At 66.6% G+C, this 16,934-nt stretch carries 9 protein-coding genes; all 9 read right to left on the bottom strand.

Features of this window, described 5'->3' with window-relative positions; all coding sequences use genetic code 11:
- Positions 1–37 precede the first annotated feature (37 nt).
- The 9 genes from C7R54_RS07700 to C7R54_RS07655 all read right to left on the bottom strand — a co-directional run bounded on the left by C7R54_RS07700 (position 38) and on the right by C7R54_RS07655 (position 16,934).
- Positions 38–961 carry an ABC transporter permease gene (locus C7R54_RS07700; protein ID WP_129149625.1) on the bottom strand — a complete coding sequence of 308 codons (924 nt, stop codon included), beginning with the start codon at positions 959–961 and terminating at the stop codon, positions 38–40.
- An 11-nt stretch (positions 962–972) separates the two neighbouring features.
- On the bottom strand, positions 973–2,034 hold the full coding sequence (locus tag C7R54_RS07695) for an ABC transporter ATP-binding protein (RefSeq protein WP_129149624.1): 1,062 nt from the start codon (positions 2,032–2,034) through the stop codon (positions 973–975).
- A gap of 3 nt (positions 2,035–2,037) precedes the next feature.
- Positions 2,038–2,910, bottom strand: a complete 873-nt coding sequence (locus C7R54_RS07690) for an ABC transporter permease (protein WP_377814358.1) — start codon at positions 2,908–2,910, stop codon at positions 2,038–2,040.
- Between the two features lie 122 nt (positions 2,911–3,032).
- On the bottom strand, positions 3,033–3,668 hold the full coding sequence (locus C7R54_RS07685; RefSeq protein ID WP_240039475.1) for a PqiC family protein: 636 nt from the start codon (positions 3,666–3,668) through the stop codon (positions 3,033–3,035).
- Between the two features lie 110 nt (positions 3,669–3,778).
- Positions 3,779–5,713 (bottom strand): PqiB family protein, encoded by a 1,935-nt coding sequence (locus tag C7R54_RS29195; RefSeq protein ID WP_240039431.1) that lies wholly within the window; start codon positions 5,711–5,713, stop codon positions 3,779–3,781.
- A 152-nt stretch (positions 5,714–5,865) separates the two neighbouring features.
- Positions 5,866–7,179: a paraquat-inducible protein A gene (locus C7R54_RS07670; protein ID WP_129149622.1), complete on the bottom strand. Its 1,314-nt coding sequence runs from the start codon at positions 7,177–7,179 to the stop codon at positions 5,866–5,868.
- Positions 7,179–9,482: an ATP-dependent Clp protease ATP-binding subunit ClpA gene (clpA, locus tag C7R54_RS07665; RefSeq protein ID WP_192903614.1), complete on the bottom strand. Its 2,304-nt coding sequence runs from the start codon at positions 9,480–9,482 to the stop codon at positions 7,179–7,181. Before clpA ends, C7R54_RS07670 begins: the two co-directional genes overlap by 1 nt.
- A 52-nt stretch (positions 9,483–9,534) precedes the next feature.
- A complete protein-coding gene (pbpC, locus tag C7R54_RS07660) occupies positions 9,535–11,784 on the bottom strand; it encodes a penicillin-binding protein 1C (protein WP_129149620.1) in 2,250 nt (749 codons plus the stop codon).
- Positions 11,736–16,934 carry an alpha-2-macroglobulin family protein gene (locus tag C7R54_RS07655; protein ID WP_240039430.1) on the bottom strand — a complete coding sequence of 1,733 codons (5,199 nt, stop codon included), beginning with the start codon at positions 16,932–16,934 and terminating at the stop codon, positions 11,736–11,738. Before C7R54_RS07655 ends, pbpC begins: the two co-directional genes overlap by 49 nt.

The following is a 16,934-nucleotide window of genomic DNA, read 5'->3' as shown; positions in this document are numbered from 1 at the left end:
CATCGGCAACGCAGCCGGGCGTAACAGGCAGGACATGTCAGGACGCCATGGTCTTCACATAGCGGCGGTGGATCAGCCAGTTCGACAGCAAGGCCATCAGCAAGGTGGCGCATACCAGCACCAGGGCCAGCGCCGACCCGAAGGGCCAGTTCGAACCGCGCGTGATCTGGTCGTACAGGGCCGGCGCCATCATGGTGATGCCGCTGCCACCCAGCAGCACGGGCGTGGCATAGGCGTTCATGCAAAGAATGAAGACCAGCACCGTGCCGGCCGCCACGCCGGGCGCCGCGATGGGCAGCACGACACGGCGCAGCGTGGTGAAGAAGTTCGCGCCCAGGTTGCGGGCCGCCTCCTCGACGGAAAAGTCGATGCCCTCCAGCACGCTCTGCAAGGTGAGGATGAAGTACGGCAAGACCACCGCCGTCGTTCCGATCACCACGGCCAGCGGCGTATACAGCAGCTTGACGGGTTCGGCCGCCAGGCCCAGCCCCACCAGTAGCGCATTGACGGCCCCGGCATTGCCCAGGATGATCATCCAACCGGCCGCGCGCACCACGTTGCCGACCAGCAGCGGGAACACCAGCAGGATGATCAACAGGCTCTTGTACCGGGTCTGCGTCCTGGCCAGGAAATAGGCCACGGGAAACCCCAGTGCCAGGGCCAGCGCGGTGCACAGGCCGGCCACCCACAGCGTCGTCAGGAACACATCGCGGTAGTACGGATCGCTGAAGAACTTGACGTAGTTTTCGAAGGTGAAGCCGGCCTGGACCGTCCGCGCCGGGTCGAAGTGCTCGAAGCTGTAGCGGAACAGCATGAGGATGGGCACGAGCACGATGACCAGCACCACCAGCGAGGCGGGGAACGCCATGCCGGGACCGCGCCGGCGCGTCCCGTCCGAGGCGGCGGCGCCGGGCGCCGGGCGCGATGGCGTCCGGGGCTCTGCGTGGGCGGATGTCTGCATGGCGTCCTTCCTCAAGCGCTGAACGCCACGCAGTCGGCGGGGTGGAAGCACGCGTAGACCGGGACGCCAGGCGCTGGCACGAACGCGCGGGAATCCGCCTGGGCGGACCCCGCATTCGGGCAGCGGCAACTCAGGACATCGCCGCCGTCCAACCGCACGCGCACGTCGATATGCGCGCCAAGGTAGGACACCCCATCCACCTTGCCGGCCAAGGCGTTGGGCCCCTCGGCCCGGGTGCGCAGCACCACGCGCTCCGGCCGCACGCCTATGCGCGTGCTGCCCGGCGCGGCATCGGTCACCGCCAGGCGCAGCCCGCGCGCCGTGGCGAAGTGGCCTTGCTCCAGGCGGCCGTCGAAGAAATTCATCTTGCCCAGGAAGTCGGCGACGAAGAGATTGGCCGGCCTTTCGTAAAGCGTTTCGGGCGTGCCGACCTGCTGCACGCGCCCGTCATGCATGATGGCCATGCGATCGGCGATGGACAGCGCCTCCTCCTGGTCATGCGTGACGAAGATCGTGGTCAGGCCCAGGCGGCGCTGCAAGGACCGGATCTCGTCGCGCACTTCCAGCCGCAACTTGGCGTCCAGGTTGGACAGCGGCTCGTCGAGCAGGAACACCTTGGGCTGGACGACCAGCGCGCGCGCGATGGCCACCCGCTGCTGCTGGCCGCCGGACAACTGGCGCGGATAGCGGTCGCGCAATTCCCCCATGCGCACCATGTCCAGCACATCGGCAATGCGACGCTGCCGTTCGGCCGCCGCCACCTTGCGCATTTCCAGGCCGAAGGCGACGTTCTCGGCCACCGTCATGTGCGGAAACAGGGCATAGCGCTGGAACACCATGCCCGTGTCGCGACGATGCGCCGGCAGCGCCGTCACATCGGCATCGCCGATGCGTATGCTGCCCGCGGTGGGCGCGATGAAGCCCGCGATCATGCGCAGCGTGGTGGTCTTGCCGCAGCCGCTGGGGCCCAGGAAGGCGACCAGCTCGCCGTCGGCGATGTCCAGGGAAAAATCCGCCACCGCCAGCGCGCCGCCATACTGCTTGCGCAATCCTTCGAGAGCTATGTGCGCCATCTGTCACACCACCTGGCTGAGTTTGACGTAGCGGTCCGTCACCAGCATGACGACGCCGAGCAAGAGGATCTGCACCGACGCCACCGCGGCGATGGTGGGGTCCAGGTTGAACTCCAGGTACTGCATGATGGCGATGGGCAGCGTGGTGCGCCCCGGCCCCACCAGCGACAGGGACAGCTCCAGGTTCTCGAAGGAAACGATGAAGGAGAACAGCGCCGCCGCGACGATGGCGGGCCGCAGCATGGGCAGCGTCACGCGGAAAAACGCCACGCGCCCGCTGGCGCCCAGATTGCGCGCGGCCTCTTCGATGGACGGATCCAGGCCGCTCATGCTGGCCGAGACCAGGCGTACGGTCCAGGGGATGGTCAGGCAAATGTGCGCCAGCACCAGGCCGCCATAGGTGCCCACGATATCGACATCCAGCGCGTTCTCGGCGCGCAGGTAGAACAGGTAGATGGCGACGCCGGCGACGATGCCCGGCACCAGCAGGGGCGACAGCAGCAGCGTATTGACCGCCTGCGCGCCGCGAAAGCGATGGCGGATGATGCCCAGCGCGGCCAGCACGCCCAGCGCCACACCGCACAGGGCGGCTATCAGCGCCACCTGCACGCTGAACAGGAAACCGTTGGCGAACGCCGCGTTATCCCAGGCCTTGACGTACCAGGACAGCGTGTAGCCCGACGGCGGGAAATAGAGGATGGCGTCCTTGAAGAAACTGAGCCACACCACGAACAGCAGCGGGCTCAGCATGAACAGATAGATCAGCGCGACGAAGGCCAGATGCAACCAGCGCAGCCAGGGCCAGGGAAGCGGCGCGCGGCGCGGGGGGGCAGACTCGGGGGGGTGCCGCGATGTGGACGTATAGGTGACAGCCACGACGTGATTCCCCCTGGAACGCTGGACGGCAAGTACCATCCGGTCTGTAGTGAAACCACATCCTACGCGCCGGGTTACCCGAAAGAAATAAAGGTTAACCCGGATTCACAAAAAGGTGCAACCTATTCAGAAATCCGGTTGCACCCCATTAATTGCACTTGCGGCGACCCGGGTTGCGGATGTCCCGTCCCGTCCTGGATGGCATTGGCTATGGTCAGCGCCAGGTCGCGCGTCGCTACCCGCAGCCCGTGCACCGCCGACGGCGCATCCGTCCCGCTGACCGCAACCCGGCTGATGCTGCGGCACTGCCAGGCCTGCCCTTTCAGGTTGACCGGCCGCACCCGCCACGTGGCGTCGACGATGGCCTCGACACCCGTCGCGCTTTCGAAGCGCTGCACGTCGACGACCACCCGCCACACCGGCGCGCCGGCGGGCGCCCGCATGGCCTGCACGTCCGGCGCCTGCAGTACCCGGGTCAGCGTATCGGCCAGCGCCCCGCGCAGTTCGTCCGCCAGCGGCGCGGACCAGCGCTCGGAGTACAGGGGCGTCAAGCCGCCTTCCTGCTCGCGCAGCATCAATTGCGGCTGGTCGGCTTGCGGCGGCACGTTGACCGGCAATACCTCCAGCATGAAGGCCGGCGCCGGCTGCGCCTGGGTGGCGCTGGCCGGCAAGGCAGCGCCGGTGAGCGTGTAGTAATGCACGGGCGGCGAGCCGGCGCAGCCGGCCAGCAGGGTGGCGCCCAGCAGCGCGGCGGGCATGGCCAGGGGGGACACGCGACGCGCCACGGCAAGGGGAGACAAGCGCCGCGCCGCGGCTTTGGCCAGCCAGGACATCGATCGAAGCGCCGACGAACGAGATTTCATGTTCTTCATTTCCTGGTCTGATTGCGTCCGGGTATCGGATCGTCGCCGCGGCCGCGCAGCAGGGCTTCCGGGTTGGCCTGGAGGAAGTCGGACAGCACGCGCAGCGAGCGTGCCGCACGGGTGAGCTCCTGGATGGCGCGATCCGAATTCGCCAGCACGCCGTTGTCCGAGGACAGCATGTTGCTGATGTCGTTCAGCGACTTGCTGGCCTGCTTGATCATCGCCTGGGCCTCCGGCGCGACCTGCTTGTCGAGCTTGTTCATCAGGCGCGACGCGCTGGTCAGCGTGGCGTTCAGCTCGTTGCCGATCTTGTCGAAGGGAATCTTCTCGATCTTGCTGACGATGTTGCTGATCTGCTGCTGCAACTGGTCCAGGTTGCCTTGCGTGGTGGGAATATCGGCCCGTCCGATGCCGTCCCAATGGAAAGTCACCGGTGGCTGGTTGGGGAAGACGTCCAGCGCCACGTAGAGCTGTCCGGTGAGCAGGTTGGACGTGCGCAACTGCGCGCGCAAGCCATGCTGGATCATCGAGCCGAGCAGGCGGCCGCCCGGATGCGCGGGGTTTTCCCCTTCCTCGCGGACGGCGTAGTCCCGCACGCGCTCGAACACGGAGCCCAGGCGCTGCGGATAGAGATTGGCCTCGACCACGGCATAGAAGCGCTTCTTGGTGGTGTCGAAGTCCATGTTGATGGCGTCGATCTGTCCCAGCACGATACCATTGAAATCGACGGGCGCGCCCACGCTCAGGCCACGGATGGATTGGTCGAAGCGCATGCGGATGGGGAAAGGTTCGCCATCCGGCGTGGCCTTGGCCGTCGCCTCGCTGCCGTAGAGGGTGAAGACCGAATCGGCCTTGGCGATCTTGCCGCTACCCTGCACGGCAGGCGACGGCCTGGACGGCGCGCCGCTCGATCCCGGCGGCTGGATGGCCTGCTGCGGCGACCTGGGCGTGGTTGCGCCAGGCTGCTGCTGCCCGGCCGCGTTGTCGAGGGCTTTGCCTTGTGCCGTACCGGGCGCATTGCCTTGTGCGGTACCGGGCGCATTGCCTGGCGTATTGCCCTGCGCACCAGCTGGCGCATTTTGCGGCGTTGCGCCCGCGCCGGGCGATGCCCCAATCGCGGCGTCATCCATATCCTCGAAGGCGATGCCTCCTACCGCCACGGACAGCAGCGATTGCGTGCGCACCTTCAGCCCGTCCGCGTTGACCGTGAAATCGACGCCGCTGGCATTCCAGAAGTGCGTGGTCGTCGTGACGAACTTGTCGTTCGGCGCATCGATGAACACCTGCACGTTGACGCTCTTGCCGGAGCTGTCCAGCTGGTAACCGATCACCTGCCCCACGCTGATGCGGCGGTAATAGACCGGCGAACCGACATCGAGCGAGCCCAGGGTATCGGCCTTGAGCGTGAAGCGCTTGCCCGGCCGGTCGTGCGTCACTTCCGGGGGGGTTTCCAATCCGACGAAGAAGGTTTTCTCCGCCTTCGTCGTCGGCTTGCCGTCCGCGGCCGTGCTGGCCGGCGCATCCACGCCGATATAGGCCCCCGATACCAGCGTGCTCAGGCCCGACACCCCGCTCAGTCCCAGCCGCGGCCGCACCACCCAGAAATTGCTGCCCTCGCGCGCCAGGCTGGCGGCGTCCTTGTCGATATCCGCGGTGACGATCACCTTGGACCGGTCTTCGCTCAGCTTGATGGCCTTCACCAGCCCGACATTGACGTCCTTGTAGCGCAACTGCGTCTTGCCCACCTCCAGGCCTTCCGCGGTCTTGAACGTAATGGTGATGGTCGGGCCGGCTTCCATCCAGGTCTTTAACACCAGGGAAAGCCCCGCCAGCGCGGCCACCACGGGCACCAGCCAGATCCAGGAGATGCGCCGCTTCTTGCGCGTGACCTCCGGCACCTTGATGCGACTGGTCTCGTTGGGAGCGTTAGGATCGGACATGCTACTGATTTCCTTGTACTTGTGAGGCGCGGGCAATCCGCGTCGCCAGGCCCGTCCGTGCAGCCTGTCACTATCATTGGCTTGAACCGGCGGGCGCCACCCCATCGGCGCCCCGCCGGCGACATCAACCTAACGGTGCCAACCTGTCGGCGTCAACCCCCGCCGCCCACGCCCGGCGGCACATGCTCTGCCGTCGAGGCCGGCGCCGAGGTAGCAACTTGCGTTCCCGCCGCTTCCATATCCCAGCCGCGGCGAGGATCGAAGCTCATCGCGGCCAGCATCGTCAGTATCACCACCATCCCGAACGCCGCGGCTCCCGGCGCCGCGCTGATCTCCATCAGGCCGTGGAAGTTGGCCAATGCCGCAAGCAGGATAACCACGAACACGTCCAGCATGGACCACTGCCCGATGAACTCCACCATGGAATAAAGCCGGGTACGCTGGCGCAGGTTGGAGGTGTTGCCGAACTGGATGAAAAGCGCCAGCGCCGCCAGCGACAGCAGCTTCGTCAAGGGCACCATGATGCTGGCGACGAACACGATCGTGGCCAGGTCCCAGGAACCCATTTGCCACAGCTCGATCACGCCGCCCAGTATGGTATGCGCACTGTCCCCCAATAGGGAAGTGATGGACATCACCGGCAACACATTCGCGGGAATGTAGAAAAACGCGGCGGCGATCAGCAAGGCCCACGTGCGCGCGAGGTGATCGGGCTTGCGCAAGTGTAGGACCGCATTGCAGCGATGGCAGTGATGGATGTCCTCCGGCGCCGCCATGGGCACCGACTGCACCTGCCCGCAGACGTGGCAACCGGTCAGGATCTCGTCGGGGCGCTCCTCGGGGACATAGGCTTGCACCACGCCGATGTCCTCGGCATAGCGCCACAAGGTATGCGGCGACAGCCGCCCCAGCATGGTCAACAGGATAGTGAGGATGGCGAAGCCGCCCAGGCCGAATCCCGGTTCCACCGACGCCATGCCGGATAGCTTCACCACCGCCACCAGCACGCCCAGCATGAACACGGGCACCATGCACCAAGGCCGCAGCAGGCCCAGCAGCCGCATGCAGAAACGGAAAGCGGGCGGCATGCGGCCGCGCGACAAGGGATAGAGAACCCACATCAGCAGCACCAGCTGCGTCATGGGCAAGGCAAAGCCCGCCGCGCCGGTCATCAACGCGACGGCCCAATGGGTTTGCTGCCAGGTCACGGTAAGCGCATCGAGCAGCGAGGCCCGCTGTTCCATGCCCTGCACCTGCATGATCGCCACCGGATAGGCATTGGCGATCATGAAGACGATGGAGGCCGTCACGGCCAGGGCCAGCCAGGCCCCCAGCGTCAGGCCGCTGTAGCGCCACAAGGTGGTGCCGCAGCGGCCGCATGTGGCGACCTCGCCCGGGCCGAGTTCATGCCTGCGATAGATGCTCGCGCAGTTCTCGCACGCAACCAGCGGTCGCGGGCCTGCCATCAGTCAGCCAGGGCCACTTCCTGCGCGTCAGGCGTGTCCGACGACGGCTTTTCGCCATACGACAGCACAACCTTGCCCTCCGCATCCAGATCCACGGTCACCGTGCCGCCGTCGACCAGCTTGCCGAACAGCAATTCGTCGGCCAGCGCGCGGCGGATGGTGTCCTGGATCAGGCGTTGCATGGGACGCGCCCCCATCAGGGGATCGAAGCCTTCCTTCGCCAGGTGTTCCCGCAAGGCGTCGGTGAAGACGGCCTCGACCCGGCGTTCGTGCAACTGGTCCTCCAGCTGCATGAGGAACTTGTCGACCACCCGCAGGATGATTTCGCGCGAAAGCGGCGCGAACGGGATGATGGCATCCAGGCGATTACGGAACTCCGGCGTGAACATCCGCTTGATTTCCGCCATCTCGTCGCCGGCCACGCGGGCGTTGGCGAACCCGATGGACGGCCGGTTCAGCGTCTCCGCGCCGGCGTTGGTCGTCATGATCAGGATGACGTTGCGGAAATCGGCCTTGCGACCGTTATTGTCCGTCAACGTGCCGTGGTCCATCACCTGCAGCAGGATGTTGAAGACATCCGGATGCGCCTTCTCGATCTCATCGAGCAGCAGCACGCAGTGCGGCTGCTTGTTGATGGCCTCGGTAAGCAGGCCGCCCTGGTCGAACCCCACGTATCCCGGAGGCGCGCCGATCAGGCGCGACACCGCATGGCGTTCCATGTACTCCGACATGTCGAAGCGCAGCAACTCCACCCCCAGCGTGAACGCCAGCTGGCGCGCGACTTCGGTCTTGCCCACGCCGGTCGGCCCGGAGAAGAGGAAGGCGCCGATGGGTTTTTCCGGCTTGCCCAGGCCCGAGCGCGCCATCTTGATGGCGGCCGACAGGGCCTCGATGGCGTTGTCCTGGCCGAACACCACCGTCTTCAAGTCCCGGTCCAGCGTGGCCAGCTTGCTGCGGTCGTCGTTGGACACCGACTGCGGCGGGATGCGGGCGATCTTGGAAACGATGTTCTCGATGTCCACCTTGCCGATGACCTTCTTCTGCCGCGAACGCGGCAGCAGCCGTTGCGCGGCGCCGGCCTCGTCGATCACGTCGATGGCCTTGTCCGGCAGATGGCGGTCGTTGATGTGGCGCGCCGACAACTCGGCCGCGGCCAGCAAGGCGGCCGCCGAGTAGCGGACATTGTGGTGTTCCTCGAAGCGCGTCTTCAGGCCGCGCAGGATCTGCACGGTCTGCTCCACGCTGGGCTCGCTGACATCGATCTTCTGGAAGCGGCGCGACAGCGCGTGGTCCTTCTCGAACACGCCGCGATACTCGGTGTACGTGGTTGCGCCGATGCACTTGAGCTGGCCCGAGGACAGGGCCGGCTTGAGCAGGTTGGACGCATCCAGCGTCCCGCCCGACGCCGAACCGGCGCCGATCAGGGTATGGATTTCATCGATGAACAGGATGGCGTCGGGGTTGCCGCGCAACTGCTTCAGCACGCCCTTGAGCCGTTGCTCGAAATCGCCGCGATACTTGGTGCCCGCCAGCAAGGCGCCCATGTCCAGCGCATAGACTTGCGCCGATTGCAGGATCTCGGGCACTTCGCCGCGCGTGATGCGCCACGCCAGGCCCTCGGCGATGGCGGTCTTGCCGACCCCCGCTTCGCCCACCAGCAAGGGGTTGTTCTTGCGCCGGCGGCACAGCACCTGGATGACCCGCTCCACCTCGGACTCGCGGCCGATCAACGGATCGATGCGGCCCGCCAGCGCGGCGGCGTTGAGGTCGTTGGCATATTGATCCAGCGGGGATTGGCGCGATTCGCCCTGTTCCTCGGGATTGGGCTGCTGTTCCTTCTGCGTCGCGGCCGATTCGACCTGCGGCTGCTTGGTGATGCCATGCGACAGGAAATTGACCACGTCCAGGCGCGTCACGCCCTGCTGTTGCAGGTAGTAGACGGCATGCGAATCCTTTTCACCGAAAATCGCCACCAGCACGTTGGCGCCGGTGACCGGCTTCTTGCCGGTTCCGCCAGCCGAAACGTGCATGATCGCGCGCTGGATCACCCGCTGGAAACCCAGCGTGGGCTGCGTATCGACTTCCGCGCCGCTGGGAATGACAGGCGTATTTTCTGAAACGAACTGGCGCAAGTTGCGGCGCAAGTCATCCAGGTTCGCCGCGCACGCGCGCAACACTTCGACAGCCGATGCGTTATCCAGTAGGGACAGCAACAGATGTTCAACAGTAATAAATTCATGGCGAGCCGAACGGGCCTCGACAAAAGCCATATGCAGGCTGACTTCAAGCTCTTGGGAAATCACGCTTCCTCCATAACGCATCGAAGCGGACATAAACACAAGACATATTCTATGCCTATCGGGCTGTAACGCCAGCGATTTCAAAACCTACCCGATCGTAACGACCTCGGCTGTCCATGACCGTGAGCGTATAACGACCGTCGTGCGCCAGCATCACCGTAAACGGACGCCCAGCCGGGCCATGCCCCAGCACGCGCCCATCGAGCATCCACCAAATATTCCCCTCAACCCCCTGCGCATCGACGTCCACCGCCACGCGGTTGGCGCCCGGCACAGGCCGTAGCACCGACCCGTTGGCCAGGCCCGTCAAACGCAGGGGAGCCTGCGTACCGTCCGCATAACCCGCGAAGGTCGGCGGCACGGTGTCATTCAAGGCCCAGGCCGGCCGCTGCTCCGGACAAGCGCCATCAAGCACGCTACCCTGGCGCAGCCCCAAGGGCCAGCACGTCACCACGGCCTTGACCGTGTCCGGCCGCACGCGTTCCCGCTGCGGCCCGTCCGGCAAGGCCGACACGATGTCCTGTAACAAAGGCGCCGCCACATTGGCCCCGAAATAGCCGGGGTTGGGCGTTCCGTCGGGTCGTCCCACCCAGACGCCTATCGTCCAATTGTCCGTGACACCCACCGCCCAGGCATCGCGGAACCCAAAACTGGTGCCGGTCTTCCAGGCCAGCCGCTTGCCCGGCGTACCGGACTGCGATTGATAGAAAGGCCGGTCGGGATGCCCCCCGCCTTCAAGGATATCCCGCACGATCCATGCCGCACCCGCGCTCATCATACGGGACTCGACGCGGGGCTGGTCCGGGCGCAGGCGCGGTTTTCCGGACAAGCCGCCCCGCGCCAGCGACCGGTAGGCGCCCACCAGTTCTTCCAAGGTGGTGCCACCCCCGCCCAAAATCAAGCTCAAATTGGGCGCCGCGCCGGCCGGCATGCGCAAGCGGACGCCGCCACCTAGCATAACCGATGCAAAATGGGCCGGTCCGACACGGTCCAGAAGATCCACCGCCGGGACGTTCAGGGATCGTTGCAAGGCCTGGGAGACGCTGACGGGGCCGGAAAACGATGCCTGGAAATTGCCCGGCGCGTAGCCGCCGAAGGACATGGGCACGTCCATCAGCAGGCTTTCCGAGTGGATCAGGCCATCGTCCAGCGCCAGGCCGTACAGGAAAGGCTTGAGCGTGGAGCCCGGCGAGCGGATCGCGGTGACCATGTCCACATGGGCGTATCGGCTATCGTCGGAAAAATCCGCCGACCCGGCATAGGCCTTGACCGCCAGGCTGTCGTTGTCCATGACCAACACGGCCATCGATACCTTGGGCGGCAGGCCGTCGACCCGATCCAGCAACATCTGCTCGACCCGGTCCTGGATCTCGACATCCAGGTTGCTGGCCAGCAGGGGCGGGCGCCTGTCGCGGCGGCTGCCGGGCGGCCGCGCCTCGCGCAGCAGGCGCTGCGCGGCCAGGGGCGCCACCCAGCGCGCCCGCAGCGGGGGCGCCGCCACGGTTTCGATCTTGGCGTCGTCGACGTCGGCGGGGGTCCAGCGGCCCAGTTCGACCATGCGGTCCAATACCTTGTCGCGGGCCTGCCGGGCGGCGTCGGGATGCCGGTCGGGACGCAGGCGCGTCGGCGCCTGGGGCAGCGCCGTCAACAGCGCGGCCTCGGCGGCGCTGAGATCGCGGGCCGACTTGCCCAGCCACAGGCGCGAGGCCATCTCCACCCCCTGCACGATGCCGCCCATGGGGGCGCGGCTCAGGTACATGGAAAGGATCTCGTCCTTGCTGTAATGCATTTCCAGCTGGATCGCGCGCCAGGCCTGGCGCGCCTTCGCGCCGAGGGAGCGCGAGGGCCTGCCGTTCAGTTGCGGGTCGACCAGGCGCGCCACCTGCATGGTCAGCGTCGAACCGCCGGAGACGATATGGCCATGCACCGCCCACTGCCAGCCCGCGCGCGCCATGGCCACGGGATTGATGCCCAGGTGCCAGCGGAACCAGCGATCCTCGTAGGTCAGCAGGGATTGCAGGTAGAGAGGCGACACCTGGTCGCTCGTGACGGGATAGCGCCAGATGCCGTCGCGGCTGGGATAGTTGCGCAGCGGCGTGCCGTCGGCCGCCACCACCACGGTGGCGCCGTCGGCATAAGGCGCCGGCAAGGGAAAAAGCCGATCCAGCACCAGCAGCAGTACGGCCGCCACGGCCACCGACGCCAACGCCGCCACGCAAAGGCGGCGCAGGCGCCGGCGCCAGGCCGGCCGCCGGCCTACCGGGTCCGCGCCGCGCTGCGGTCGCGCACTTCTATCTTGCTCCATTGATCGCCTACGCCACGCAGTTCCGGACGGTACATGTCTTCCGCCACCGTCGACGGGACCGCGAACTTGCCAGGCGTGACCACCCGGAGCAGATAGAAAATATCCACCGCGCCGCTGCCCAGCGATACCGCGGCGACATAACGGTCGTCACGGAATTCGGTGTGCTTGATATTGGGATTGGACAGGGCGTCGGCCACGCGGCGGTTGCCGATGGTCCAGTCGTTCATGTCCGGGTTCTGCGTCAGGTTGAGGTTCTCCACTTCCAGGCCGGCCGGCACGCGGTCGACCACCAGGCCGTCGGGAATGCGGCGGGTTGCATCCGCGCGGATCCATGCAACCAGGATGTCGCCGGTCTGCAGCACGCCGCCGTCCCACGGCGTGCCGTCGGGACGATACCAGCGGCGCTGTACGCGGATGACGTCGGCGCGCGGGGCCGGCGGGTTGATGCTGCTGCCCTGGATATCCAGTTCGGCGAACACCGGCTGGCTGCCCGTGTTGACCAGTTGCAGGCCGCCCATGTCGCCCGCCCGCAGCGATACGCTCCGGTCGCCCGTGGCCTGCACCACCTTGCGGACGGTGCCGTTGGCCAGCGTCATTTCCCACGGCGCATTCTGCTTGCCGCCGGCCGTGCGGGCCGCCAGCAGCAGGGCCATCTGCTCCTGCGTGGAGAAATAGGACCGGCCGCCCAGGCGCGCGGCCAGGTCGGTCAGCAGCGTCTCGCGGCGCTCGTGGCGCAGGTCGTACTGCGCCATCAACGCATAGGACAGCGCCAGGTCGCGCACGGGGCTGCCGTAGTCGCCCATCCACTCATCGACATAGGCCGACGATCCGGAGATGAAGGCCATGCCGTACTGGCGCGTCATGGCCTGGTCCAGCGCGGCCTTCATGCGACCCTCGTCGCCCATCAGCTTGAAGGCGGCGGCCAGTTGCACCAGCGGCAACGGCGATCGCGCGCGCTCCTGGTAGGTGTCGTAGAGCTGGCGTACCGTGGACAGCGGCGCCTTGCCGTCGCGCGCCAGCACCAGCGACGCGGCGGCCAGGCCGGCGAAGCGGCGATGGTCCTCGCGCAGCACGCTCAGTTCATTGGTGCCGACCCGGCCGGATTCCACGCCGCGCTTCAGGTTGGCCGACCAGGAGCCGAAGCTGCTGCCCGTCTGCTGCACCTGCTGCAGCAGCCAGTTGCGCGAACGGTCGATGGTCGCTTCCGGCACGCTGAAGCCACGGTCGCGGGCGTCCTGCATGAAGCCGGTGGCATAGGCGGTCAACCAGATATCGCGGCTGCCGGCGTCGCCGCCCCACAGGGAATAGGACCCATTGGACGAGCGCATGCCCGAGAGCCGCGCCAGCGCGCCATTGACCTTGTCCTGCCGCAGCGCGGGCGAGAACTTGTCGACGTCGTAGCGCTTGGCCGTATCGGCATCCATCAGCAGCCACGGCAAGGTGGCGCTGACGGTCTGCTCGGTGCAGCCGTAGGGATACGACAGCAGGTCATGCACCAGGCGCGCGACGTTGAACGGCGGCTCCGTGGACATCGTCAGGCTGACGGTGGTGGAGTCGGGGAAGTACTTGGCCACCCAGTCGGCCTGCGTGGCCGAGGTTTCGCCCGGCATGAGGCGCAGGCGGCGCACCTGGCGCTCGGCGGCCTGGGCCGGCTGCACCTGCAGGACGGACTCGCGCACGATGTGCACCGGCTTGTCGCCGCCCTGCCCGTCCACGGTCAGGCGCATCAGGCCCAGCCCGTACGAGCCGGACGTGGTGGCGTTGAAGCGGACGGTGGTGCGCTGCTTGTCCTTCAGCGTCACGGTGCGCACGCCGTCCGTGATGGCCAGCGGATCGTTGGCTTCCAGCTTGACGGTGACCTTCTGGGTAGCGCCGCTGAGATTGGTCACGTCCAGCGCGATGGCCGCCTCGTCGCCGGGCGTGATGAAGCGCGGCGTGCTCAATTCGGCGACGATGGGCGCGGCCACCACCATTTCGGCGTCGGCGCTGCCGTACTGCTCGTTGGTGAAGGCCACGGCCATCAGGCGCAGCGTGCCGTTGAAGTCCGGCAGGTCCAGCGGGATCTCGGCCTCGCCCTTGTCGTTCAGCGTCACCGGGCCGGAGAACAGGTCCACCAGCTTGACCTTCTTCGGCAGGGTCTTGGTGTCGCCGCGCATGGCCGCGTCACCGCCCCACTTCAGGCGGCCCTGGGTGCCGTCCATCTTCTCGATCAGCTTGCCGTACATATCCAGCAGGTCGGGCGCGTAGCGGTGCTTGCCAAAGAAGAAGTTGAACGGATCGGGCGTCTGGAACTGGTCGATGTTCAGGATGCCGACGTCCACCGCCGACAACGTGACCGTCGCCTTCTTGTTCGCCGCGCCATCCACCTTGATCTTGACGGTGGTGCGGGTTTCCGGCTGCACCTTGGCGGGCGCCGTCAGGTGCACGTCCAGCTTGCGTCCTTCCGCCTGCAAGGGCAGATAGGCCAGGCCGACGGCGCGCGCCGGGGTGACACGGTCGCCCGCGCTGCCCGGACGGAAAACCACCGCGCCCACGTACAGGTCGTGGCGCTTCCACGAAGGATCGACCGGGATTTCCACTTCCGTGCCGGTGGCCTTGGCCGTGACCCAGGTGGACCACAGCATGCGGTCGCCTTCCACGGTGACCAGCGCCTGGCCGTCGTGCGGCGGGGTCAGCGTGAGCTTGACCTTGTCGCCCGGCTTGGCCGGCACATTTTCCAGCTTCATCTGCACGCGGTCCGGGCGATTGCCGGCGGCCTCGTCGTCCTGCGCCCCCCAGCCCGCGTAGAAACGGTACTTCAGGGTCTGGCTGGTCTCGGGGTCGTTGATTTCCAGACGATAACGGCCGTAGTTGACCGGCAGGCTCATCGGCAGGCGGGCTTGCAGGGCCACCACGCGCGAATCGACCAGTTCCTCGGTATCGGTATAGCCGCTGTTCCAGCCGCGCTGGTCGTCATAGCGCCAGTAGTAGCGGCGCTCCTCCTTGTAGAGGCGCACCTGGGCGTGCTCCAGCGGGGCCAGCTCACCCTTGCCGTCGACGCGGATGACCTCGAAATTCGCCGGCGCGCCCTCGCGCGTGACATCGCTGTCGAACAGCGGACGTACGGCGACCAGCTTTTCAGCGGGCCAGATGCTGCGTTCGATCGAGCGCACCACGGGACGACCGCCAGACTCCAGCAGGCTGGCCGACACCCGCACCTTCAGCGGCGAGGAGGCGTCCTTGTAGTTGGTGGTGTCGACCTCGATACTGCCCTTGCCCTGGTCGTCCAGCTGCGATTCCGGCAGTTCCTCGTAATGCTTGATGCTGTCGTCGTTGACGTCGCCGAAGATGAAACCCGGCCACTTCTGCTGCTGCGCGTAGCGGTCGCGCTTGACCGTGAAACTGGACAGCAGGCGATTGCCGGCGGCCGGCGCGCCATACAGGTAGTCGCCCTGCACGTCGATATCCAGCGCGTCGCCGGGCGCCAGCGGACCGTCGTCGGCCTGCAAGGCCAGCTTCATGCGCTCGGGCAGGAATTCCTCGACCTTGAAGGCCCACGTGGCATCGGCGCGGCGGGCGGCGGGATCCACGCGCAGTTCCAGCATCCACGTACCGGTCTGCGCGTCCGGCGGCAGCTCGATGGCGTGCTGCACATAACGGGGCTTGTCCTGGTCCTTGTCCGGGCTCCACAGCGCGGTCTGCACCGTGCGGCCGTCGGGACGCTTGATGGTGGCGGTCAGCGGCGCGCCGGACAACGGGCGACCGTCGGCATCGCGCGGCAACACGGACACGTTGAAGGTTTCACCCGGGCGATAAAGATCGCGGCCGGAATAGACGAACAGGTTGTTATCGACCGAAGGCAGGCCCTGGATGTCGAATTCCGACAGGTCCAGCGCCGGATCGCCCAGCGACAGCACGGTCATTTCCTTGCCGCGCGAGGCGCGGATGACGCGCGCCTTGTCGAAGGAGCCGTCGAAGCGCACATGCCCCTGGGCGTCGGCGGCGGCCTTGGCCAGGGTCTTGCCATTGGCATCTATCAGTTCGACCGTATCGCCCGAGATCGCCTGGCCCTGCTTGAGCGACACCGTGTACGCCTCGATGCGGTTGGCATAGCGGCGCGCGTGCAGGCCGATGTCGCTGACGTAGAAATAGGTGGTCTGGTATTCCTCGCGGAAATGGCCAGGCTGGCTCATGACCGCTATATAGATACCCGGCTCCTGCAATTCCTTGATGCCCTCGACCGGCAGGAAGGTGACGTGGCTGCGGTTCGCCTTATCGTCGGTGAGGAAACGCCCCTGGTAGACGCTGGTGCTCAGGGTCGTCAGGCGTTCCAGGTCCCAGGAACTGACCAGGCCCTTGAGCGAACGGTTGCCGTAATAATCGTCGTAATCGCGGCCGTCGTCGTCGTCATCGCGCGCGCTGCCGCGATTGCCGACCACCGCGTCGAAGAACTCGGGCACGCGTTCGGGCGCCACGCGCAGGAACTGCACGTCCACTTCCGGCATGTTGACCGTGGTCACCGGCAGGCCGCCATTCTGGCCGGCCGGCAGGACCACGCCCTTGCTGGCGAAATAGAACGACGGCGGCATGGCTTCGGTTTCCACGTCGCAATGCGACGGCGAGCCCAGCGTCACCTTGCCGCCCTCGCCAGGCAGGTCCGCGCGCAGGCGGATGACGTAGCGGTGCTGCGGCACGACGTAGGGGAAATAAATCATGCGGGGGTTATCGCCCACCGTCCAGGATCCCTGCACCGTCTTGCCGGTATCGGCGCCCGCGGCGGCCTGTACCTTGGCTTTCGCATCGGCATCGCCGCCTTTCAGCGGACCCGTGTCGATGACTTCGATAAAGCGGGTGAGTTCGGCCTTGCGATCAACCGGCTGGGTAAAGGTCACCGCCAGCGACAGGCTGTCCGCGTACTGGCGCGCCTTGCACGACAGCGCGCCGAACGGATCGGCCGCTCCCACGGTGGCGGCCGACGGCAAGGTGGGCGTGGCCGGGGCGGCCGGCGTCACCTTGCCCGATGCGGCGGGTGCCCCGGCCGGCGCGCTGGAGGACGATTGCGCAATGGGCGCCCGGGACTCCGGGGATCGATTCAAAAACACCACGACGGCAACAAGCAAAACGACGACGACGGCCGCGACCGCGCCCAAAACACCCCTGTTTTTGCTCAC

This window comes from Achromobacter aloeverae, assembly GCF_004121055.1.
In the GTDB taxonomy this organism is placed as follows: Bacteria; Pseudomonadota; Gammaproteobacteria; order Burkholderiales; family Burkholderiaceae_B; genus Bordetella_C; species Bordetella_C aloeverae.
The sequence above is the reverse complement of the archived record's forward strand: the minus strand, read 5'-3'. Positions and strand labels throughout refer to the sequence as shown.

Bases quoted from the DNA above. Each gene is read 5' to 3' on its own strand.
- C7R54_RS07700 (WP_129149625.1), bottom strand. From the start codon at position 961: ATGCAGACATCCGCCCACGCAGAGCCCCGGACGCCATCGCGCCCGGCG.
- C7R54_RS07695 (WP_129149624.1), bottom strand. From the start codon at position 2,034: ATGGCGCACATAGCTCTCGAAGGATTGCGCAAGCAGTATGGCGGCGCG.
- C7R54_RS07685 (WP_240039475.1), bottom strand. From the start codon at position 3,668: ATGCCCGCCGCGCTGCTGGGCGCCACCCTGCTGGCCGGCTGCGCCGGC.
- C7R54_RS29195 (WP_240039431.1), bottom strand. From the start codon at position 5,713: ATGTCCGATCCTAACGCTCCCAACGAGACCAGTCGCATCAAGGTGCCG.
- C7R54_RS07670 (WP_129149622.1), bottom strand. From the start codon at position 7,179: ATGGCAGGCCCGCGACCGCTGGTTGCGTGCGAGAACTGCGCGAGCATC.
- pbpC (WP_129149620.1), bottom strand. From the start codon at position 11,784: ATGGAGCAAGATAGAAGTGCGCGACCGCAGCGCGGCGCGGACCCGGTA.